The 21,227-nt window shown below is 38.6% G+C and carries 17 protein-coding genes; 10 read left to right on the top strand and 7 right to left on the bottom strand.

The window, feature by feature from the left end:
- The first annotated feature begins 14 nt into the window (after nt 1-14).
- From RIV7116_RS05005 to RIV7116_RS04990, 4 genes are all read left to right on the top strand, one after another.
- Nucleotides 15-731: a response regulator transcription factor gene (locus RIV7116_RS05005; protein WP_015117182.1), complete on the top strand. Its 717-nt coding sequence runs from the start codon at nt 15-17 to the stop codon at nt 729-731.
- A 183-nt stretch (nt 732-914) separates the two neighbouring features.
- Nucleotides 915-2,618: a SpoIIE family protein phosphatase gene (locus RIV7116_RS05000; protein WP_015117181.1), complete on the top strand. Its 1,704-nt coding sequence runs from the start codon at nt 915-917 to the stop codon at nt 2,616-2,618.
- 3 nt (nt 2,619-2,621) lie between these two features.
- Nucleotides 2,622-3,071, top strand: coding sequence for an anti-sigma regulatory factor (locus RIV7116_RS04995; RefSeq protein ID WP_015117180.1), 450 nt, complete (start codon nt 2,622-2,624; stop codon nt 3,069-3,071).
- A gap of 819 nt (nt 3,072-3,890) precedes the next feature.
- The gene (locus RIV7116_RS04990; RefSeq protein WP_015117179.1) at nt 3,891-4,331 is read left to right on the top strand and encodes a hypothetical protein; all 441 of its coding nucleotides are present in this window, start codon (nt 3,891-3,893) and stop codon (nt 4,329-4,331) included.
- A gap of 62 nt (nt 4,332-4,393) precedes the next feature.
- On the opposite strand, the gene RIV7116_RS04985 is transcribed toward RIV7116_RS04990, so the two are convergent.
- Nucleotides 4,394-4,804: a ketosteroid isomerase family protein gene (locus RIV7116_RS04985; RefSeq protein WP_015117178.1), complete on the bottom strand. Its 411-nt coding sequence runs from the start codon at nt 4,802-4,804 to the stop codon at nt 4,394-4,396.
- Nucleotides 4,805-5,106: 302 nt separating this feature from the next.
- Nucleotides 5,107-5,625, bottom strand: a complete 519-nt coding sequence (locus tag RIV7116_RS04980; RefSeq protein WP_044291524.1) for an orange carotenoid protein N-terminal domain-containing protein — start codon at nt 5,623-5,625, stop codon at nt 5,107-5,109.
- A 217-nt stretch (nt 5,626-5,842) separates the two neighbouring features.
- Between RIV7116_RS04980 and queG the strand changes: the two genes are divergently transcribed.
- The gene (gene queG / locus RIV7116_RS04975) at nt 5,843-6,784 is read left to right on the top strand and encodes a tRNA epoxyqueuosine(34) reductase QueG (RefSeq protein WP_015117176.1); all 942 of its coding nucleotides are present in this window, start codon (nt 5,843-5,845) and stop codon (nt 6,782-6,784) included.
- 10 nt (nt 6,785-6,794) lie between these two features.
- Entirely contained in the window at nt 6,795-7,433 is a 639-nt protein-coding gene (locus RIV7116_RS04970) for an HAD-IA family hydrolase (protein WP_015117175.1), read from the top strand.
- Nucleotides 7,434-7,513: 80 nt separating this feature from the next.
- On the opposite strand, the gene RIV7116_RS04965 is transcribed toward RIV7116_RS04970, so the two are convergent.
- From RIV7116_RS04965 to RIV7116_RS04955, 3 genes are all read right to left on the bottom strand, one after another.
- Nucleotides 7,514-8,230 (bottom strand): ABC transporter ATP-binding protein, encoded by a 717-nt coding sequence (locus RIV7116_RS04965; RefSeq protein ID WP_015117174.1) that lies wholly within the window; start codon nt 8,228-8,230, stop codon nt 7,514-7,516.
- 178 nt (nt 8,231-8,408) lie between these two features.
- Complete coding sequence (locus RIV7116_RS04960) at nt 8,409-9,629, bottom strand: ABC transporter permease (protein ID WP_015117173.1); 1,221 nt, start codon at nt 9,627-9,629, stop codon at nt 8,409-8,411.
- A 98-nt stretch (nt 9,630-9,727) separates the two neighbouring features.
- Complete coding sequence (locus tag RIV7116_RS04955) at nt 9,728-11,194, bottom strand: efflux RND transporter periplasmic adaptor subunit (protein WP_015117172.1); 1,467 nt, start codon at nt 11,192-11,194, stop codon at nt 9,728-9,730.
- A gap of 435 nt (nt 11,195-11,629) precedes the next feature.
- Here RIV7116_RS04955 and RIV7116_RS04950 point away from each other — a divergent pair, with 435 nt between their 5' ends.
- A complete protein-coding gene (locus tag RIV7116_RS04950) occupies nt 11,630-12,526 on the top strand; it encodes a tetratricopeptide repeat protein (RefSeq protein ID WP_044291522.1) in 897 nt (298 codons plus the stop codon).
- A gap of 378 nt (nt 12,527-12,904) precedes the next feature.
- On the opposite strand, the gene RIV7116_RS04945 is transcribed toward RIV7116_RS04950, so the two are convergent.
- Entirely contained in the window at nt 12,905-13,315 is a 411-nt protein-coding gene (locus RIV7116_RS04945) for a response regulator (protein ID WP_015117170.1), read from the bottom strand.
- A 249-nt stretch (nt 13,316-13,564) separates the two neighbouring features.
- On the opposite strand from RIV7116_RS04945, the gene gyrA reads away from it, so the two are divergent.
- The 3 genes from gyrA to RIV7116_RS04930 all read left to right on the top strand — a co-directional run bounded on the left by gyrA (nt 13,565) and on the right by RIV7116_RS04930 (nt 19,296).
- Nucleotides 13,565-16,087 (top strand): DNA topoisomerase (ATP-hydrolyzing) subunit A, encoded by a 2,523-nt coding sequence (gyrA, locus tag RIV7116_RS04940; RefSeq protein WP_015117169.1) that lies wholly within the window; start codon nt 13,565-13,567, stop codon nt 16,085-16,087.
- A gap of 243 nt (nt 16,088-16,330) precedes the next feature.
- Nucleotides 16,331-18,988, top strand: coding sequence for a WD40 repeat-containing protein (locus RIV7116_RS33655; protein WP_015117168.1), 2,658 nt, complete (start codon nt 16,331-16,333; stop codon nt 18,986-18,988).
- A 128-nt stretch (nt 18,989-19,116) separates the two neighbouring features.
- On the top strand, nt 19,117-19,296 hold the full coding sequence (locus RIV7116_RS04930) for a chlorophyll a/b-binding protein (RefSeq protein ID WP_015117167.1): 180 nt from the start codon (nt 19,117-19,119) through the stop codon (nt 19,294-19,296).
- A gap of 142 nt (nt 19,297-19,438) precedes the next feature.
- On the opposite strand, the gene rpoD is transcribed toward RIV7116_RS04930, so the two are convergent.
- On the bottom strand, nt 19,439-20,608 hold the full coding sequence (rpoD, locus tag RIV7116_RS04925; protein WP_015117166.1) for an RNA polymerase sigma factor RpoD: 1,170 nt from the start codon (nt 20,606-20,608) through the stop codon (nt 19,439-19,441).
- Between the last annotated feature and the right edge of the window lie 619 nt (nt 20,609-21,227).

Below are 21,227 nucleotides of genomic sequence, written 5' to 3'. Positions count from 1 at the left end.
GGCAAAAATTTACCATGACTAAAATTCGCGTTGCTTTAATTGAAGATCACGATCTTACCCGTTTGGGTATTCGGACAGCATTGCAGCGAAATGTTGATTTTGAAATAGTAGGAGAAGCTGCGAATGCAAACGATGGACTCAAAATATTAAAAACTCTACAACCAGATGTGGCAATTGTAGATATTGGTTTACCCGACAAAGATGGGATTGAATTAACCCGAGAAGCCAAATCTGCCGCACCTGGATTGTTGACTAAAATTCTGATTTTAACCTTACGCGATAGTAAAGAAGCCGTGCTTGCTGCTTTTGCTGCTGGTGCAGATTCTTACTGCATGAAGGATAAATATGACAATTTGCTTGAAGCAGTCAAACACACTCACAATGGTAATGCTTGGATCGATCCGGCAATCGCCCGTATTGTATTGCAGCAAGCACAAGAAAACCCACCAACAACTAAAGCGACATCGCAAACGAATCAATTTGCTGAGAAATCCGAGTTTAGCAATACGCTAGATAATGACGATATTATTGACCCCTATACTCTTACTGAAAGAGAATTAGAAGTATTGCAGTTAATCGTAGAAGGTTGTAGCAACGCCGTTATTGCCGAAAGACTCTACATTACAGTGGGCACTGTAAAAACCCATGTCCGCAATATTTTGAACAAATTATGTGCTGATGACCGTACTCAAGCAGCTGTCCGTGCTTTGCGTTCTGGACTAGTAGGATAGCTTGTTCGGCGAATCTGGGTATTTTTTAAGGTGATTAGAGATAAATTTACGACATTCAGTCAATTCTGTGTTAGGAATGTGGGGGGATGTTAATAACTACCTTTTTGTTCCAACTGAATTTAAAGGCAAGATAAAATTTATACTTTCTTGCCTCTGAAAAATATATGAAAATGAAAGTCAACTATGACTGAGATTGAGGCAGGCAAACTCAAATTGATGGTAGTAGATGACGAGCTAGACAACTTAGATTTACTTTACCGTACTTTTAGGCGGGATTTTAAAGTATTCAAGGCCTCTAATGCCCGTTCTGCTCTAGAAATATTAGACAAACAAGGGGAAATGGCTGTAATCATCTCTGACCAAAGAATGCCAGAGATGAACGGCACTGAATTTTTCGGTCTAACCGTAGAGCGTTTTCCCGATACAATCCGGATTCTGCTTACGGGTTTTACCGATGTAGAAGATTTAGTCGAAGCTATTAACTCAGGTCAGGTTTTCAGGTACATTACCAAACCTTGGAAGCCAGATCAACTGCGGGGACTTGTCGAGCAAGCTACCCAAACTTATCGTTTAGTTAAAAAAAGAACTTTTGATTTAAGACGTTCTCTACGACGAGAATCCTTAGTTAATGCAGTCACAACAGCAATTAGGGAATCTTTAGATTACCAAAGTATGCTGCAAAAAATTGTGGCAACAATTGGCAAAACTTTTGAAGCGGCTTGCTGCATACTTAGACCAGTTGAAGGAGATAAATTAGCTCCTGATGAATTTTTCTATAGCAGTGATGATAGCAACTCTGAAAATTGTTGCTTTAATCCTACTTCTTTAATGGAAAAAGTTCTTATCAGTCGTGATAGCGAAGTAGCTAAATTTACTTCAGATAGTGGCGAAAGCTATCAGCAGTTAGCCGTACCCTTAATTTATCAACAGCACCTACAAGCGGTACTTGTTCTTCAACAGCAATGTAGCGATGGGGAAGGAGCGAATTGTGGCGAGTATCGCAATTGGCAGCATGAAGATATAGAACTAATTTCGGGTGTTGCCGAGCAAGCTGCTTTAGCTCTTTCTCAAGCAAAACTTTACCAAAGCCTCCAGCGAAAGCAAGAACAAATTCATGCCGAATTGGAAGTCGCACGTCAAATTCAGCATAATTTGCTACGCCAGAGTTTACCTGAAATTGAAGGGGTAAAGGTACAGGCTAGTTGCTATCCAGCCAGAGAAGTTGGGGGAGATTTTTTTGAAGTTTTTGTTCATCCCAAAGGTGATTTGTGGTTGGCTGTAGGAGATGTTTCCGGTAAAGGTGTTCCTGCTGCACTGTTTATGGCTAGTGCAATATCGGTATTGCGTCGGGAATTATCTCAAGAAACCCCTGCAATGCCAAATATAGTAATGAAGAATTTAAATGAAGCTTTAGGCGACGATCTCGTAAGCAACAATTGCTTTATTACTTTGGTATTAGCTCGATATTCTCCCAATACTAAGCAATTAGTATATGCTAATGCCGGTCACATTTACCCAATAGTCTGTTCGCACAAAAATTCACACCCAGACAGACCTAATTTTCTCAAGGTACGTGGAATTCCTTTGGGAATACTACCAGATTGGAAAGCAAATGCTGGAGAATTGATTCTTGCTTCTAATGAAACTTTGCTGCTTGCAAGTGATGGTATTACTGAAGCTCAAGTTTCAATGAAAGAAAGCTTCAGTAATTGTTTATCGCATGGTGTTGAATCGCCGACACGTTCCATGCTCAACCAAGAAGGGTTATGGAAACTATTGCTCGAACAAGAAACACCCCTTAGTCTCAATAAATTACTAAGTCGTATCCATGTTGATACCGAAGTTCAAGAAGATGACCAAACTATACTTTCATTAGAGGTTTTATAAACAATGAAAAGCGAACTTCACGTACCGAGTGACTTGAAGTATTTAAATGTCGTAGAAACCTGGCTGCTTGGATGCTTACAAACAGAATTAGGAGAATCGGTTGATTGGACGCGACAATCCAATCGTTTACGTTTAGTTTTAGTAGAAGCTTACTCAAATGTAGTCCGCCATGCTCATAAGGAACAACCACAAGTCCCTATTTTGATTCGCTTGGAACTAGAGCAAAGAGATTTGGCTTTAGAAGTTTGGGACAAAGGCGAAGGTTATGATATGTCTACTTACTTTCCTCCGAGTCCGATAGAAAAGCAAGAAGGTGGTTATGGCTGGCTGATTATGAACCGTTTGATGGATAAGGTAGAGTACGAATTGCAAGTTAATGGCGCTAATTGTCTTAAATTAGAAGCTAGTTTGCCTGAAACAGCAGACAAAGTTCAAGAAAAAATCAATCATTAATTATTCATTTAGGCAAAATTTAGCTCTCAGACCTTAATTTTAAAAATCTCTTTAGAAAACGTAAATGTTAGATAAATAAGTTTTGACAATTTTTTCGGCTGTTTTGCTATCTCTTTAGAGATTATAAATTCCTATTTAATCATCTAGGAGTATCCCTGTTTAAAAAATAAAAAATATTTGTTCTGACGCTTTATAACGATGCGGCTAAACAATCAAAACCCTGGTGGGTGAGCTTTGTTTGGGTAGGCATAGACTTAAATGTTTCCAATTACTTTCCTCTCTCTTTGATAAGAAGAGGGGTATTTTTTTATGCAAAGGTACGGCTTTATTAGGCTTTGCCTACCATATAGGCTTTTGCTTCTTATGTCTTGTATTTTTGCGGATCAATCCTATCAGAGCTTCAGGACTTCGGAGCGTGACGCTATAAGCCTTATTACTACGTTCAGATTTTCTCTAAACTACACAACGACACGGCGATAATAAAGCAAAAACATCCACGCCGCCTAACCGCCTTAATAATGCGCGAAGTTAATCTACAAAAAATTTTGCCTACCCTACAAGCATATGGATGTATATTGCAATTATTTTGACAAAATCTAGAAGTTAATAATATTTAATCCATATGATAACTTTTACTAAGATTGTTTGATTTACACCTGGCAATTATTGAATAATGGTGACTACATCTTGAGCTAATTATCTATGTGCTGGTAGGTAGAGGCTGACTACAAAATAATAAATTAGCTGCCGTTGTTTACCAAGTATCGATTAGCTCAAATTGATTTGAATACCATAATAATAAAATTGTTAACGATGCATATGAAAGCCTCGTTTTGTTTATCGCCGCGTTACCGTTTAGATGATGAATTGCCTTGGCTAGAAGGAATAGACCCCACTCGTCACTACTGGATTAAGGTCAATAGTGAGAATACCCTTGTGGTTGCGATTCCAGGACTAATAGTTTCATCTATGGATGAGATGAAGCTGGCTATGAAAAAGTTTCGCTCGCTTCAACCTGGCGAACAAATGGCTTTAGAAAGAATTGCTAGTAGCTGTACAATTTATTGCATTAGCTCCAACTGTTACGCTATCGAAATAGAAGCGGATAACGCTCCAGTATGGCATTTATTCGATAGAGAAACTTTGGATAGTTTACTAATGAGCGCTCATCCTGATTGGCAATGCGCTCCTTCTGGTATTGAGTTAGGACGAAAATTATTACTACGCTCCTTAGAACAGGCTACAGCAAGTAAAAGTTAGGCATAAATAATTTTGAGCTGCTACTTGTTCAAGTACTTTCAACATTTACCACATTTTAAATACTATGGCTTTAAGCTGAATAGTTCTTGCATGGAAGCTAAAAGTTTGATTTTCACATCTGAAATTTGAAGATTTTCATTTAGAACAAACTGCCAAGATGCGTTTATAGCAAACCAAGGAGTTTCGACTCTACCCATAACTAAAATTTGGCTTTGGTTGGCTTCTAAAACTTTGCTCTGGGCTTCAGTTTCAGGATAAGCTTTAATATCAACTGCTTCCTTGTTTAAATAACTTAAAATCGCATTCCTTCCAGTAATCCCAGATTCAAAAGGGGGATTCATAACACCGTTTTCTGCAAATAAGGAAGCGGTTTTATCGTAATCACCTGCATTTAGACTTTTAAAATATTGCTGTATGGTTGGTTCGTTGATAACTTCAGTTAGGATCGATTCTTTGAATTGCACTGTACTCATCTTAATCATCCTTATAAATAACTTATATTAATTATTTGAATATAAAATTCAACGAACTCAAAAGCTGCTTGAGAAATAATCTACTGTAAGTAAACTACTCCTTTGGGTATAAATCGTAATTAAGCATAAATACAATTAGTTAATTAGGGATTTATGTAAAACAAATGCAAGGTGGGTAAATAACCCCCACCCCACAATCTACGGTTGTATTGAACTAGGACAAATAAATCTTATACAAAGGCAGTAACACTATAGAAATCTGCCTGTTTTCGTCAAGTTGAAAATGTAACGATATTCAGTTCTTACGCTAAAGCGTCAACTCCCATATCGGTAACAACCTTGCGAAGAACAGTGATTTGTTGACCAAAATCAAGCCCCTTAACTGCTTCTAATACTTGTGAACCATCACGAGACAATTGATAATTCGATGGCATTGGTACAACAAAGCCTTTAACCATCAATTCTGATAATTCATACCAAAAAGCCAACTTTGTATTCGCACTGAGAATGCCGTAGGAGCGAGAAATTTGGGTGTTATTCTTAGCTGCTAAATCGCGCATTGCCTGTAGTTGTTCGGAATGAGACATTTGCTTGATTTGATTGAGCAAACCCTCCGCTAGCTGCAATCGTGCTGCACCTGTAGCAGCAGGAGTAATGGAACGCCCCATTTCAGTATAAGCAAACCAAAGCACAGCTAACTGATCGTCTACTGAAAGGCTTTTGAACACGTTGACAGTAGAATTTACTGCATCAATTAACTGAGTATCGTAGTCAAAAGCGTTGGAGAAATTGTTCTTGATTGAATCTGTAGAGAAAGTCATATCAGGCACCATTTTTTTATAAACTTCGTAGCGAGATTGTCCATGCTTGGAAGGCTGTGTGTATGTTGCTTTACCTTCCAATTGCCATTTTGCATACAAACTTAATAAATTGCAAATAAAATTTACAAATAGGTGAATTAGGAAATATAAAACTGGGGATCGCAATCGCGGTATATGATAGGGGTGCCGTTTTCGGGCAAATCTTAAAATAAGATAAATGAATCAATCATCCTCCTTATGCAGCACACAAATTAAAGAAAAAGCGCTAGAACTGGGATTTCACAAAGTTGGCATAACTACTGCAAATGTTACAGATAAGCAGGCACAAAGATTACAGGCATGGTTGGCGCTGGGATATCATGCCGATATGGAATGGATGCGAAACCCAAAGCGGCAGAATATAAAATTAGTTATGCCAGAAGTGCGATCGCTAATTTGTGTGGCTTTGAATTACTACACTCCACATCAACGTTCCGAACAAAAGGAATACGGAAAAATTTCTCGGTATGCCTGGGGAAGGGATTATCACAAAGTAGTGCAGAAAAAATTGAAGGCGCTTTCAATTTGGTTGCAGTCATTAGACGAAAAAATTAAAACTAGGCATTATATAGATACAGGTCCAATTCAAGATAAAGTTTGGGCACAGCAGGCTGGAATTGGTTGGATTGCGAAAAATGGAAATTTAATTACTAGAGAATATGGTTCTTGGGTATTTTTGGGAGAAATTCTCACAAATTTGGAATTAACTCCAGATATTCCTCATACTCAACATTGCGGAAGCTGTACTAAATGTATTGAAAGTTGTCCCACCGACGCAATTACAGAGCCATTTGTAATAGATGCAAATCGCTGCATTGCTTATCATACGATTGAAAATCGTGATGAAAAATTACCACCACATATTGCATCTAAGTTAGACGGGTGGGTTGCCGGTTGCGATATTTGTCAGGATGTTTGTCCTTGGAATCAACGTTTTGCCAAGACTACTGACGTGGAAGAATTTCAACCCTACCCTGGGAATATTTCTCCCAAGCTGATAGAATTATCCAGAATCACAGATGAAAATTGGGACAAGCAATTTCCGGCATCGGCATTACGGCGAATAAAGCCTCAAATGCTACGAAGGAATGCCCGTGCTAATCTTGAAGCATCGCCATAACAGCGAAAGAATGACTCAGAAAGTAATTATTTTTGATTTTGATGGCACAATCGCCGATACAGTAGATGCATTAGTGAGTATTGCCAATAGTTTAGCTGTAGAGTTTGGTTACGCACAAATTACTCCAGAAGAATTTGTAATACTGAAAAATTTAACTTCTAGAGAAATATTTAAGTACTCTGGGATTCCTTTATTTAAAATACCTTTTTTGCTGAAAAAAGTTAAAAAAGAATTGAAAAATAAAATTCCCGAATTACAACCAATTTCAGGAATAGGTGAGGCTCTGGTTGAGCTTAAAGACAATGGAAATAGGTTAGGTATTATAACTTCTAATTCTAAAAGTAACGTCGAAGAGTTTTTGAGAGTAAATAATTTAGATCACCTTTTTGAGTTTGTCCATGCTGGAGTCACAATTTTTGGGAAAACTACGATAATTAATAATGTCTTGAGGCAAAAACAGATAAAAACAGAAGAAGTTTTGTATGTAGGGGATGAAACTAGAGATATAGAAGCCTCAAAAAAAGCTCATGTTAAAGTCTGTAGTGTCACTTGGGGTTTTAATTCACAACAAGCATTGAGTAAAGAGAGTCCGGATTTTTTAATTCATCATCCCCAAGAGTTAGTGGAAGTTACGAAAAATTGTGATTAGGAAATGGGGATTGGGAATTGGTAATTGGTAATTGGGCATGGGGCATTGGGAAAAATTTCAACTCCTAATCTTTAACCTTATCAAGATACAGCGACGGTACTTAAATCATCTGGAGTTAAATGTGAGTGTATAACTTCACCGTCGCGAAACCAAACAATACGCTGTGTTTGGCTGGCTACTTCTGGTTCGTGAGTCACCATAACTACGGTGATTCCAGTGGAATTTAGTTCGCTAAAAATATCTAAAACTTCTTGAGTTGTACGCGAATCAAGTGCCCCTGTTGGTTCATCGGCTAAAAGTACTACTGGACGATTAACAATTGCGCGGGCGATCGCTACACGTTGTTGTTGCCCTCCCGATAGCTGATTTGGTTTGTTATTCAAACGATTTTCTAAACCGACTCTTTTTAAAGCTTCGATTCCCCTATCCCTTCTTTCATTAGTAGGTACGCTAGCGTAAAGCATTGGTAGCATAACATTTTCAAGGGCTGTCAGTTGCTGTAATAAATGGAACTGCTGGAAAACGAAACCTAATTTTTTATTGCGAATATGCGCTAATTGGGTATCATCCATCTGTGCCACATCTACATTATCTAAATAATAATTTCCTGATGTGGGACGATCTAAACAGCCGATAATATTCATTGCTGTAGACTTACCAGAACCGCTAGGTCCCATTATTGAGCAATATTCGCCTTCTTCTACAACCAAATTGACATTATTAAGGGCTTTAACCTCAGTTATTCCGCTACCGTAAATTTTAAAAATATCTTCCAAACGAATTATTGTATTAGTCATCTGCTAGTAGTTAGTAGTTAGTAGTTAGTAGTTAGTAGTTAGGAATTAGGATTTGTAAAATTTTGGATTAAAGAAACTAGAAATGAGGAGTTATGAATTTAAAACTTCTATATGATTACCAATTCCCGATGCCCAATACCGCATTATTGGTAACTGCTCACTGATAACTGCTCACTGTTTAAGCGCTTCTCAAGGCAACAATTGGGTCTAATTTGGCAGCGCGACGTGCGGGAACAACACCAAAAAATAAACCAATCGCTCCAGAAACTCCGACGGCGGAAACGATTGCTACAGTTGAGATTCCGGCTTCTAACGGGCTGAGGGCTGCAACTAGCATAATGCCGCTAACGCCAACAGCAGTACCAATTAAACCTCCTGCGGCTGAAACAATTACTGCTTCAATCATGAACTGTAATAAGATATCTTGTTGAGTTGCGCCAATTGCTTTTCTGAGTCCAATTTCTTGGGTTCTTTCGGTAACGGAAACAAGCATAATATTCATGATCCCGATGCCGCCGACAAACAAAGAAATGCTGGCAATTGCAGCCAACATAATTGTTAACGCACCGGTAATTTGACCAACTGTCTGCTGAGCATCTTTTTGAGAACGAACGGTAAAGTCATCTTCACCAGTTATTTTATGGCGCAAACGCAATAAATTTCTAATTTGAAACTCTGCTGCGTCAACGGTATTACCATTAGTTGCAGAAACTACAAGATAATCTAAGGCAATTCCATAGGGAGAATTTTTTCCTACAAGTCGATTTGCCGAAGTTGTGACAGGTATTAATGCGGCTTCATCGTAATTAGCACCTCCTAATCCCGAACCTTTACCAACTAAAGTTCCAATAATTTGAAAGCTGGTATTTTTAATCCTTATTTGTTTTCCTAAAGGGTTAACGCTGCCAAAAAGTTTTTCTGTTAAGTCGGCACCTAATACAGCTACTTGATTGCTGCGTTTTATATCTATTTCGTTAAAAAAACGCCCTTTATCAACTTCAAAATCCCGCACTAGTGGAAAGCCTGGAGTTGTACCGATTATATTCACATCGGTGTTTCGATTGCCGTAAGTAACTACATACCTTCTGTTTAACTCCGGCGCAACTCCCGCCACAGTTGGGACTTGAGTAGCAATTGCTTGGGCATCTGCCAACACTAAAGTTTTCGGAATCTCAAAGGTAATTCGTTGAGTTTCTTGATTTCCCGGAATTACAAATAGTACGTTAGGACCGAGAGATTCCAACTGTTTGTTAACAAATTTTTGTCCTCCTTCACCAATTCCAATCATGGCTATTACCGAAGCGTTACCGATAACAATGCCTAACATTGTAAGAGCGCTACGTAATTTATTTGATAGCAGGGTTTTTCCTGCCATTTGCACGCTTTCTGCAAAATTCATTTATTAGTTGTTGGTTGTTAGTTGTTAGTTGTTAGTGGTTAGGAGTTAGGTGAAAGAAGTTATAAACCTATTACCTATTACCTATTACCTATTACCTATTACTGACTGCGTTTCTCTAACTTTTTCTTGATTTTGTAATCATCTGGCGGGCTGGTAAAAATGCGATCGCCGAGTTGTAATCCTTCCAATATTTGAGTTTCGTTTCCTACTTGCGAGCCAATTGTGACTTCGTTAAATTTTGCTTTGTTATTTTCATCTGGTATCAGTACACCTGTTTGACCTTTTTCTGTGACAATAGCAACTGTTGGTAGCCATAATGCATTAACATCATCACCTAAAAAAGTCAGATTTACGTTTAAGCCGGAACGCAGTTTGTCTCTACCTGTAGTAATTGCGACTCTGACTTGAAATAATGTAACTCCTTGTTCGTTGACGGCTTCAGGAGCAATTAAACGTACATTTCCTTTAAATACTTGCTCTGGATAAGCATCTGCAACAATTTCTACTTCTTGCCCTACCTTGATTTTTCCGATATCGGCTTCGGGTACGTTGGCTAACACTTCTAGTCCCCTCGCAAGGGCGACTATAGAACTTGATGTGGCTGATGCACTAGTAGATGCTGATGTCGTAGGCGTTACAAATGCACCAATATTAGCGAACTTCTGAGTAATAATACCGCTAAATGGAGCGCGGATAATTGTGTTGTTTAAATTTACCTGCTCCGTCTTAAGTTGTGCTTGTGCACCACTCACTGCCGCTTTTGCTTGAGCAATTTCTTCTGGACGAGAACCACTTTCTAATAACTGTAATTGAGCGCGTGCTTCTGCGACTGCTGCTTCGAGCCGAGCGATTTCTTCAGAACGACTGCCGCTTTTTAATAAAGCTAATCTTTTTTGCGCTTCCACTAAATTTGCTTGAGCCGTTTTGTCTTCGCTAACAAATTGATCTAATCTTTCTTTTTCTACAGCCCCTTGATTGTATAAATTACGGTAACGCCTCACCTGTTCGTTAGTTAAATCAACTCTTGAGGAGGCGGCATTTACTTGTGCTTGTGCTTGAGCAATTTCTTGGGGACGATTTCCCGAACGAGCTGCGGCTAATTGTGCTTGAGCTTGTGATAAGCGCGCTTTAGCTTGACTAATTTCTTGCGGACGAGAACCGGCTTTTTGTTGGTCTAATCTTGCTTGCTGTTGTGCTAAGTTAGCACGAGCTTGTAAAATTCTCGCCTGAATATCTGCACTATCCATTCTGGCGAGAACTTGCCCCTGCCTTACTTTATCCCCTTGTTCCACATACAATTGGGTTACTGTGCCGGGATTTTTAGGGCTGATATTAACACTTTGAACTGGCACAACTTTTCCGCTAGCATTCAGAAGTAAAGTGACATTTTTTTCTTGTACGGGAACAGTAAGTTTTGTTATGTCTTGTTTGTTGTTGGTTCTGTTGACAACAATATAAGTAGTCGTTGCACCAGCAACTACAATTCCTGTTGCAAAAACAGCTATCAGCCAGCGAGGTACTCGTTTAACTTTGCCGATTACGGGAATTTCTATGGGTGTAGCCATAACAACAGCGATAAAAATATAAGGAGTTTAGGTAATGTAAAGTAGGATATGCCCTTACGGAACTGATAGATTAACGGCAAAGTCTTACAAATACAGTATTTCGCTTTAAGGGAGTAAACCGATGTTCAACTATCTACCTTCGCGCAAGGCATTTCATATCAAAGAAAGAAGATAAAAATAAAAAACAGCGACTAATTGTATTTGCTTAACTTCTTTAATAGTAGCCTTTTGGGCTTGTATATGACTTCCAAAAGCAGGGTGACTTTAGTCACGATTAATTAGTTTTTTACAAGAGTGCCAAACAAAAATGTTGGATATGGAATTTACACCCCTATGGAAAGACAAATGATTGAAAAATTTAGCTGTCATCAACAGCCCAGATGGTTTAAGCTATCTGAAAGATTCCTTAATTTGTGGCTAAGAATGGGTGGTAATGTGCCTAAACGAGTTGGATTAATTTCTGTTCTATTTTTATGTAGCTTTTTGAGCGTATCTCCTAAAAGGGTAAATGCTCAAGCATTAGTACCTCACACCGTGCAACTTGACGGGGCAAAGTTGGAACAACAAGGGTTAGTTTTGGCGCAAGAAGCCGCACAATTAGCACAATTTCGTCAGTTTGACTTGGCAATGCCAAGGGCACGATTGGCAACTCAACTTGCTCCTAATAGTGACAAAGTATGGTTTCTTTTAGGAGGGTTATATTTACAATCCAAAGAACTTGATAAAGCTATCAGTTCTTTACAAAAGGCACAGAGTCTTAATGCTAAAAATCCTGAGACTTATTTTGCTTTGGGTTCTGCTTATTTTCAGCAGCAAAAATACCAATCGGCTATTAATCAATACAAACTTGGTTTAAAAATAAATCCTAAAGATCCAGAAGGGTTGTTTGATTTGGGCAATGCTTACTATATGCTGGGAAAATTACCCCAAGCTATTAGTGAGTACAAAAAATCTATTGGTTATAAGGAAGATTTTTGGCCTGCTGTAAACAATATTGGATTAATTCTGTACGAACAAGGCGATATCAAAAATGCGATAAATCAATGGCAGCAAGCTATTACCAAAGCAAACAAAATTAAACAGCCAGCCGCCGAACCTCAGCTTGCATTAGCTGTTGCTTTGTACAATCGAGGCAGTAAAGCCGATCGGCAAAGGGGTTTAGCAATGGGAGAAGCTGCACTTCGCATAGACGAACGTTATGCCAATTTAGAGTTTCTCAAAGAAAATTTGTGGGGGACTCGTTTACTATCTGATACTAAAAAATTCCTAGAATTGCCTAGTATCCAAGCTGCTTTAAATGGACAACCTCTTTCTCAACCTGCCGGACAGTAGTTTTTGCACCAGTAATATTAATAGCGAGTAAAGTGTTTTTTATCACCTAAGTCTGCTCGTTAGGATCGCAAATTATCTACTCTATTGCCTAAAAGTAAATTTAGTAGTACATATATATTGTGGTAATCAAGGTTGGAATAGCTTGATTGATGGATTACAATTTCCATAAAAAATGGGCAGGCTTTAAGACTAATTGACTTATCGTGCAATCGGTACTTATTTATACTAAGCCTGCTTGTTTTTTTAGATTTGGATCTTGGGGCAGGCTTTAAAACCTTATTAACGGGCTGATATATTCGCCATTGAGGAATAACTAGCCTGCCCCTGGATTTTATCCAATAGGCAAGGGTGTGAATGTTCCTCAAAGAAGTATTTTTTTTAAGGAGCGTTGTTGTCTTCTGGCAAAAGTGCGATGATTTGCTCAACAAACTGTTGATGATCCACCACTGGTTTGGAAATATAACCATCAGCGCCGCTTTGTTTAAGAAAACTTTCGCGATCGCCTTCCATAGCGTGGGCTGTGACCAAGATAATAGGTAATGTTGCTGTTTGGGGGTCAGATTTCAACATTTGAGTAATTTTGATACCGTCAACTGATTTACCTTGGTAAACGCTTCTAGAAAGAGAAACATCCATTAAAATAATGTCTGCTTCTTTTGCTTGAGCAATTTTGATTACTTCGTCTACGTTCTCAGTGTGTTTAACACCTAAACCTCCGCGTTTGGTTAAAATTTTGGAGAAAACGCGAGCATTAACAAGATCGTCTTCGACAATCAACACAGTTTTCATGAGAATTGATCGCAATATAGCGTATTTGAGGGGGATAAAGGATTGAAGATAGCACGATTTACACCGTGTCTACATTCGACCTTAGGAAATTTGTATCCTTGTAAACAAGGATAATGATACTACCTAAAAAGTAAGACATAAATATCAAGATTTTGTGATGCAGAGCATTTCATCCGTTATAAGTAAGGTTGCTGCTCCTATTAGTTACGGCAATATTTTTTGTGTAGTTAAAGTTCAGGGAAAAAACTCATGGCAAAACAGTTAAACCTTCTCTCCACGGGACAGGTAATCACTACAGCCTTGCATACGGAGATGCAAAGGTCTTATCTTGAATATGCCATGAGTGTAATCGTGGGAAGGGCGTTACCAGATGTACGCGATGGCTTGAAACCGGTTCATCGGCGCATTTTGTACGCCATGCACGAACTTGGTTTAACTCCGGACAGACCTTACCGAAAATGCGCTCGTGTTGTTGGAGACGTGTTGGGTAAATATCACCCCCACGGAGACCAAGCGGTTTACGATGCTTTAGTCCGCTTAGTGCAAACATTTTCTAGCCGTTACCCTTTACTGGGGGGACATGGCAACTTCGGTAGTGTAGATAACGACCCTCCAGCGGCAATGCGCTACACAGAAACGCGCCTTGCATCTATCAGCCATGAAGGAATGCTCTCCGAAATTGGCGAAGAAACGGTAGAATTTATCGGCAACTTTGATAATTCTCAACAGGAACCAACTGTTTTACCCGCACAGCTACCGTTTTTATTGCTTAATGGTTGTGCCGGAATCGCTGTAGGAATGGCTACGAATATTCCACCTCACAATTTAGGTGAAGTGGTGGATGGGTTGATTGCTTTGATTGACAACCCGAATTTATCTGACGAAAAATTATTCAAAATTATACCAGGTCCCGATTTTCCAACTGGTGGAGAAATTGTTGGAAAAGACGCTATCAAAGAAGCTTATACCACTGGCAGAGGTGGTATTTTGCTGCGGGGAGTTGCCAATGTAGAAGAAGTACCCACCGGACGAGGTAACAAAAGACGTACCGCAATCGTTGTCACGGAATTACCTTATCAAGTAAATAAGGCGGGTTGGATTGAAAAAGTCGCCGATTTAGTCAATCAGGGGCGATTGACAGGAATTGGTGACATTCGCGACGAGAGCGATCGCGATGGAATGCGTGTAGTAATCGAGTTAAAGCGCGATACTAATCCTCAAGAAGTTCTGTACTATCTGTACCAGCAAAGTGCCCTACAAACTACTTTTGGAGCAATTCTTCTAGGGTTGATTAACGGACAACCGCGTCAGTTGAGTTTGCGTCAATTACTGCAAGAATTTTTGGATTTTCGCGAACAAACTCTTAATCGTCGCTACTCTCATGAATTAGGTAAAGCAGAAAATAGATCGCATTTGGTAGAAGGTTTGCTTGCAGCGCTTTCGCAAGTAGATGAAGTCATAGATATTTTGCGGCAGGCTCCCGACGGTTCTACAGCTAAAGTAGGTCTTATCAGTAGACTGGAATTGAGTGAAGTACAGGCTGATGAAATTTTAGCTATGCCTTTACGTCGCCTTACTGGCATGGAACGACAAAAGTTGCAGGAAGAACACGAAGAACTTGAATCTAGAATCAATATCCTACGTAAATTACTCAGCGATAGAAAAGAATTACTTAAAAGTCTAAAGAAAGATTTACGCAGTTTGAAGCGTTCTTATAACGATAAACGACGCAGTAAATTTGTAGAAAAACCAGATAATAAAGCATTTGCCCGACAAAACAATAAAGGCAGCCAAAAAGATAAAGGTGCTAAATCGAAAGGGGGAAGTTCAGCAATACAGGCACCTGTTGAAGATGTAATTTTGGATTTTTCTCAGCGCGGCTACGTGCGTAGAATTAATTCATCTTCAAAAAGGTCGAAATCTGACAGTGCAGTTCCCGATTACGATTTCATACTTCAAGCTCACGAAACTAATACTCAAAAAGACTTATTAGTTGTTACTAGCGGTGGTAAAGCTTATCCTCTGCAAATAGGGGAAATTCCGGCAACAGCACGCGGAGGGCGGGGAACACCGTTAATAACTTTGCTGACATCTACCGCTCAAAGTCAAGGTGAGTCTATTGTTAGCCGTTTAGTTATTCCAGATAATTCACAAAAAGCATATGTAATTCTTCTAACTAAACAAGGACGTATTAAGCGTTTGTCAGCAGAAGAATTAACTAATGTAACTCGCCGTGGAGTTAGTATTCTCAAACTAAAAGAGAATGACGAATTACTATTAACTAAATTCGTGACTCCAGGAGAACATTTAATTTTAGCTAGTTCTGGCGGAAGAGTGCTGCATTTTGAAGTTAACGACGAACAGCTTCCCTGCATGGGACGTACTGCTGTAGGTTTGCAAGCCTTGCGCGTAGGTAAACAACAACAAATTGTTGGTTGCACCCGATTTAATAAAAATAATAATTTGTTGCTGGTTACTCAGGAAGGTTATGCCAAACAACTTAGTGCAAGTAAGTTGAAGTTAGCCAATCGCGGCGATTTAGGCGCACAAGCATTTAAGTTTGCAGTACCAACCGACAACCTTGCCGGTATAGGTTTAGTGAAGCCGGAAACTCAAATAGCGCTTGTCACCAGCAATCAACGAGTCATACGTTTAGATGGCGAAAGCGTACCTTTATTAACTAAAAATGATAAAGGTGAAAAGGTTGTAGAACTCAACCGAGATGAAAAAATTGTCTCCGTTCACGAAATTAATATTGACAGTAATTCGTGATTACTAAAATGGAGATGTAGGTTGGGTTAGGCGCACTAGTAATTTTAATAATTAATAATGATGCGCCGTAACCCAACATCAAATTTTTTAATTTACAAGATTACATAGATATGAATTTTGTATTAAGTCCTTTGTTGGATTTAATATTCTGATTTTTATAGCAGCTTTTCTAGGTTAAGTCTTTTAAATTCTATTAGGGATTTGCCCTCTGCTTAGTCTTACCTAATATTTTTAACCGTAAAAATGATTCAGGACAAATGGCAAATACTAATCTCTCAATTAGAAATAGTTAATAAAAAGAATTTGCCGAATACCGAACAAGATATCCTAAATTTTGAATCTCAAACTGGAATTATCTTACCAATTGATTACAAAGTATTTTGTCAGCTTTTAGGTGGAGGTACATTTAATGGATTTATAGACATACATTCTGTAATTACTCTCAGGAAGTTAGTAGAATTTGAAATAAAGGAGCTGGAATTTGCCTCTGGTCCAAATAATTATGATATCTGCTGGGATTTGACAACTTATAGCGAACAAGATAAAAACTACGATATCTACATAAAAACTTATGATGATTTTCAATGGCTTAAGCTAGGAAGAGATTTCTTTACTTTCGTAATAGATTATTGCTTGGGAATGAAATCTTTCGATTTTCTACCAGAAAGATTTCAACAAAAGCATTCGGATTTCTATAACTTGTTTGAAACTGTTTACTATGAAGATTATGCTGTTAAGAAACAAAAATTAGATGCTAGATTTGCAACGACACTAAAACTTGCTAATAAGTATGAAGAAAAAAATCAAAATATAAAAGCTTTAATCATTTACCTGAGCCAGTTCCAATTTATTCCAAAATTACCAAATTGGGTTACTTCTGAAGGTGGGCTAAAAATATTACTTCTAAAAGCTCTTAGGCATTTGTATAAATTACTTGGAGAAAAGCAATTCCGCTACATTTGCCGAGCTATACCTCTTTTACCTTTATCTTATCAGCAATTGCTTCAAGAAATGTATGGTTATTGCAGTTTCGTATGTAATCTGTGGAGCGATAATACAGATGCTGAAAATGAAAATCAAATACTAGATAATTTTAGTGACGAGAGCGTTGTAGCTTCAGATATTAAATCATTTATTGAAGATTTTATTGATTCAACCTTAAAGCAACTACCATTAAGCGCCGATTATAAATTTAGCGAATTTACTTCCTCAGAAGAGGCAATTTGGTGGACAAATATAGCATCAGGTGCTGCATACAAATTAGCACAGCAATATGCTAATCGCGGTTATCCGGAAGAAGCGCTGATAATGTTCCTGAAAATTGCTAAAGTAACCGGAGAAATAGAAATTTATTTTTCAGATACTCCTGAGTATATTGGTGTCAGAATGGCATCTAAACTGAATATGAATAAGGGTAACGATGCTAATTCTAAAACTAGTATTCTACAGCTAGAGCCAATTGCTTGTCTACGAGATATTATCGGCGATATTAAGTTTAAATCAATATTTAAGGCAGTGATAGGTAAAACTATCGATAGTATTGCCAAAAACACCGATGATTTATATAGCGAAGCTCATTCCGACTGTACGCTATCTGAAGACAATACACTATCGGCAAAACAAAGGAGCGATTTATTCAAATACCAAGGAACTTGGCAAGTAGTTGACCAAGATAAAAATGATTTTGAGGATATTATATTTTCATTACCAGATCCAGATGATGAATTTCAAGAATGTTGCTTAAATTTATTTCAGTTAGTTCGAGAGCAGATTGCTGAAAATTCACCAATTCAAACATCTTTTGAAACACAAGATAAAAAACAGAAGGATTGGTACTATTTTGAATATTTAGAGCCTCTACATTTACCACCAAAAAAAATAGATTGGTACTTTGAACAAAGGGTTATAAGCAGCGAGCAGGAGCCAGCTATCCTTAGACAACGGGAGCGGGAATGGCTGCAAACCTCTAATCCCTTCTATGCATCTTTTCGCTACCTCAAAACTTTACAAGGACATTCGCGCTCCGTCTACTCAATTGCTTTTAGCCCAGACGGACGAATACTTGCTAGCGGTAGTGCTGACGCAACTGTTAAACTTTGGAATCCGCTTTCCTTTCAAGAAATTACCACACTTCGAGGACATACAAGCTCCATACGAACTGTAGCAATTAGTTCGTGCAATCAAATACTTGCTAGTGGCAGCACAGATGCCACAATTAAACTTTGGAATTTACAAAGTAGAGAAGAAATTTGTACGCTACAAGGACACAATCGTTCAGTAAATACCGTAGCGATTAGCCCAGACGGAAAAATTTTAGCTAGCGGCAGTGACGACTGTACGGTAAAACTCTGGGATTTGCACAGTCATCAAGAAATTTGCACGCTGCAAGCACACTCAGATGCCGTACTTGCTATTGATATTAGTCCAGATGGAAAAATACTAGCTACTGGCAGCGCAGACGGTACTATCAAACTTTGGGATTTGCAAAACCGACAAGAAATTCGTTGCTTTGGTGAAGATTTGGGTTGCGTCTACGCACTACGATTTTGGCAGCATCATGAAATACTCGCTAGCACCCACGGAAATCGAATAATACTCAAACATTTAAAAACAAACATTAGCGTTGATATAGTTCCCGGTTACACATCCATAGCAGCAAGTCCAGATGGAAACATTTTAGCAGCGGGAGGACAAATGATTCGGATGTGGGACTTAACTAAAGACAAATTGATTCGTATATTTGAATTGAATGAAGGTCAAAATTCATCTCCTTATCATTCCGATTATATTTATTCACTGGTATTCTCCCCCAACGGTCAAATGATTGCTAGCGCCAGTCGGGATAGTACCATCAAGTTATGGGGTATTCCACCAGCTAATTTTATCCGTTCAACGGAATAGCGCAAAAAAAAGTTTCTGTCAATATAATGTGACGGTATTGTTGTAAAACGTTGCATTATTTAAAGTAATTGCTATACAATGTTGCTGAATGTACCGATAAATTAGGAATTCAGATTGGAGTAATAATTATGACGGATTCGACAAAAACAGCTATTGCAAATGTTGAAGACCGTAATGCTTGGCGCTGGGGTTTTACTCCTCAAGCAGAAATTTGGAACGGTCGTTTAGCAATGATTGGCTTTTTGGCTGCTGCTTTAATTGAACTTTTTTCCGGTGAAGGCTTTTTGCACTTTTGGGGTATCCTGTAAGTTTTTAAATTTAGGATATTGAAATATTAATTTTATATGAATAGTTAAAGACCTAGGAGTGTTAATTTTCTCCTAGGTCTTTTTATAGTCGTTTGTTGTTATTTAACAATTACAAACGACTTGATATAAAATAAATAACCTACTAGCGAATATATTCTTTAAGAACGCTATTACGATTGGGGTGACGCAACTTACGAAGTGCTTTTGCTTCAATTTGACGAATGCGTTCGCGGGTTACGTTAAAAATTTGTCCAATCTCTTCAAGAGTCTTCATGCGACCATCATCTAAGCCATAGCGCAATCTGAGAACATCGCGTTCGCGAGGGCTGAGACTATCTAAAACTTTTTCGAGGTCTTCGCGTAGTAAACTCTTAGAAACTTGGTCTTCTGGTGTTTCGCCATCAGACTCGATAAAGTCACCTAAACGGGAATCTTCTTCTTTACCGATAGGAGTTTCTAAAGAAATTGGTAGCTGAGCAGATTTAGCAATAAATCTCAGCTTTTCAATAGTCATTTCCATACGAGTAGCTATTTCTTCCTCGGTGGGTTTGCGTCCCATTTCTTGAGAAAGTAGCTTGGTAGTTTTCTTAATGCGGGAGATGGTTTCGTATAGGTGAACTGGTAAACGAATCGTCCGAGATTGGTCGGCGATCGCACGAGTAATAGCCTGACGAATCCACCATGTAGCGTAGGTAGAAAACTTATAACCTTTTTCGTGGTCAAACTTTTCAGCAGCGCGAATCAAACCAAGACTACCTTCCTGAATTAAATCTTGGAAAGATAAACCGCGATTCATGTACTTCTTAGCAATCGAAACTACAAGGCGCAGGTTAGATTGAACCATTTTGTCTTTCGCCCTACGTCCGACATGAAGGCGATAACGGAATTTTTGCAAAGGCAATTGTACCGCTTCTGCCCACTCGCTTTCTTGGGGTTGGCGTTCTAACTGCTGCACAAGTCTGTCACCGACTCTCTCTAATTCGAGCAAATCGGCAATTTTACGTGCGAGTTCAATTTCTTCATCTGCTCTTAGAAGACGAATTCTACCGATTTCCTGTAAATACAAGCGAATCGAATCTTCGGTGTAATGCTTTTTCTTTGCTTGTGTCCGACGACGACCTTTAGCAGCTTTTCCAGCTTTTACCGCCTCATCAGCTCCAGCTTCTACAAATTCTCCTTCTTCGCCTTCATTTACTAAATCTTCTTCTTCTTCTTCGTCGTCGATTAAGATTTCTAACTCCATCTCGGGCTGATTTATCACTCCCAGGTTAGGTTGATAAATATTTTCGAGTACGTTGTTAGCCTGGTTCATGCCGCGTTCCTCATGCTCCTTGCAGAATCAATTACTTCGGGTGGTGTTTTTCCGACAATACAGCTGTTTGCTAGACAGCAATATAAACGTTTCTATAAATCAAAGGGCAATCGCCCACTTTTCAACAAACCGAGCGGAAGTTATTGCATTGTTACAGTTTCCTGCGTGCATTGACTATCCATCTTTAACTTTTATTTAAACAACAAATTGCTTATCCCATACAGGAATTTCGCAAGTTGCGTTTAGAAATTCATCAATGATTTCCGGGAAACTTCCGGCGTTGTGAAAAGTAAACACCATGATTAATGTCGTTACTTAAAACTTCCGACTTACTTTTTAGAAAGGTTCAACTTTCTGCGGATCATCCGCCCTCATTACATATAAAGTAATATGATTTGGGTAAGATTTTCCAGAAAGACTGTTCCGATTGTAGCCTGTTTCACAGAAATTGCACTATGCACCATATGGCATTTATAAAGTTATAAACCGGATTATCGTCTGTTTTAGCAAAAACACGTTGAAGATTGTAGGCATATTGTGTAATTTTTTTCCAAACCTTATCTAATTACACTGGCATTTTTAGCTAAAAAACTTAGATACATTTACATCAGTTCAACAC

This window comes from Rivularia sp. PCC 7116, from assembly GCF_000316665.1.
Lineage (GTDB): Bacteria > Cyanobacteriota > Cyanobacteriia > Cyanobacteriales > Nostocaceae > Rivularia.
The sequence above is the reverse complement of the archived record's forward strand: the minus strand, read 5'-3'. Positions and strand labels throughout refer to the sequence as shown.

What these genes read in the sequence shown, in the direction of transcription:
- RIV7116_RS05000 (WP_015117181.1), top strand. Translation starts at nt 915, where the DNA reads ATGACTGAGATTGAGGCAGGCAAACTCAAATTGATGGTAGTAGATGAC.
- RIV7116_RS04960 (WP_015117173.1), bottom strand. Translation starts at nt 9,629, where the DNA reads ATGAATTTTGCAGAAAGCGTGCAAATGGCAGGAAAAACCCTGCTATCA.
- RIV7116_RS04955 (WP_015117172.1), bottom strand. Translation starts at nt 11,194, where the DNA reads ATGGCTACACCCATAGAAATTCCCGTAATCGGCAAAGTTAAACGAGTA.
- RIV7116_RS04970 (WP_015117175.1), top strand. Translation starts at nt 6,795, where the DNA reads ATGACTCAGAAAGTAATTATTTTTGATTTTGATGGCACAATCGCCGAT.
- RIV7116_RS33655 (WP_015117168.1), top strand. Translation starts at nt 16,331, where the DNA reads ATGATTCAGGACAAATGGCAAATACTAATCTCTCAATTAGAAATAGTT.
- queG (WP_015117176.1), top strand. Translation starts at nt 5,843, where the DNA reads ATGAATCAATCATCCTCCTTATGCAGCACACAAATTAAAGAAAAAGCG.
- RIV7116_RS04965 (WP_015117174.1), bottom strand. Translation starts at nt 8,230, where the DNA reads ATGACTAATACAATAATTCGTTTGGAAGATATTTTTAAAATTTACGGT.
- gyrA (WP_015117169.1), top strand. Translation starts at nt 13,565, where the DNA reads ATGGCAAAACAGTTAAACCTTCTCTCCACGGGACAGGTAATCACTACA.
- rpoD (WP_015117166.1), bottom strand. Translation starts at nt 20,608, where the DNA reads ATGAACCAGGCTAACAACGTACTCGAAAATATTTATCAACCTAACCTG.
- RIV7116_RS04995 (WP_015117180.1), top strand. Translation starts at nt 2,622, where the DNA reads ATGAAAAGCGAACTTCACGTACCGAGTGACTTGAAGTATTTAAATGTC.
- RIV7116_RS05005 (WP_015117182.1), top strand. Translation starts at nt 15, where the DNA reads ATGACTAAAATTCGCGTTGCTTTAATTGAAGATCACGATCTTACCCGT.
- RIV7116_RS04945 (WP_015117170.1), bottom strand. Translation starts at nt 13,315, where the DNA reads ATGAAAACTGTGTTGATTGTCGAAGACGATCTTGTTAATGCTCGCGTT.
- RIV7116_RS04985 (WP_015117178.1), bottom strand. Translation starts at nt 4,804, where the DNA reads ATGAGTACAGTGCAATTCAAAGAATCGATCCTAACTGAAGTTATCAAC.
- RIV7116_RS04990 (WP_015117179.1), top strand. Translation starts at nt 3,891, where the DNA reads ATGAAAGCCTCGTTTTGTTTATCGCCGCGTTACCGTTTAGATGATGAA.
- RIV7116_RS04980 (WP_044291524.1), bottom strand. Translation starts at nt 5,625, where the DNA reads ATGACTTTCTCTACAGATTCAATCAAGAACAATTTCTCCAACGCTTTT.
- RIV7116_RS04930 (WP_015117167.1), top strand. Translation starts at nt 19,117, where the DNA reads ATGACGGATTCGACAAAAACAGCTATTGCAAATGTTGAAGACCGTAAT.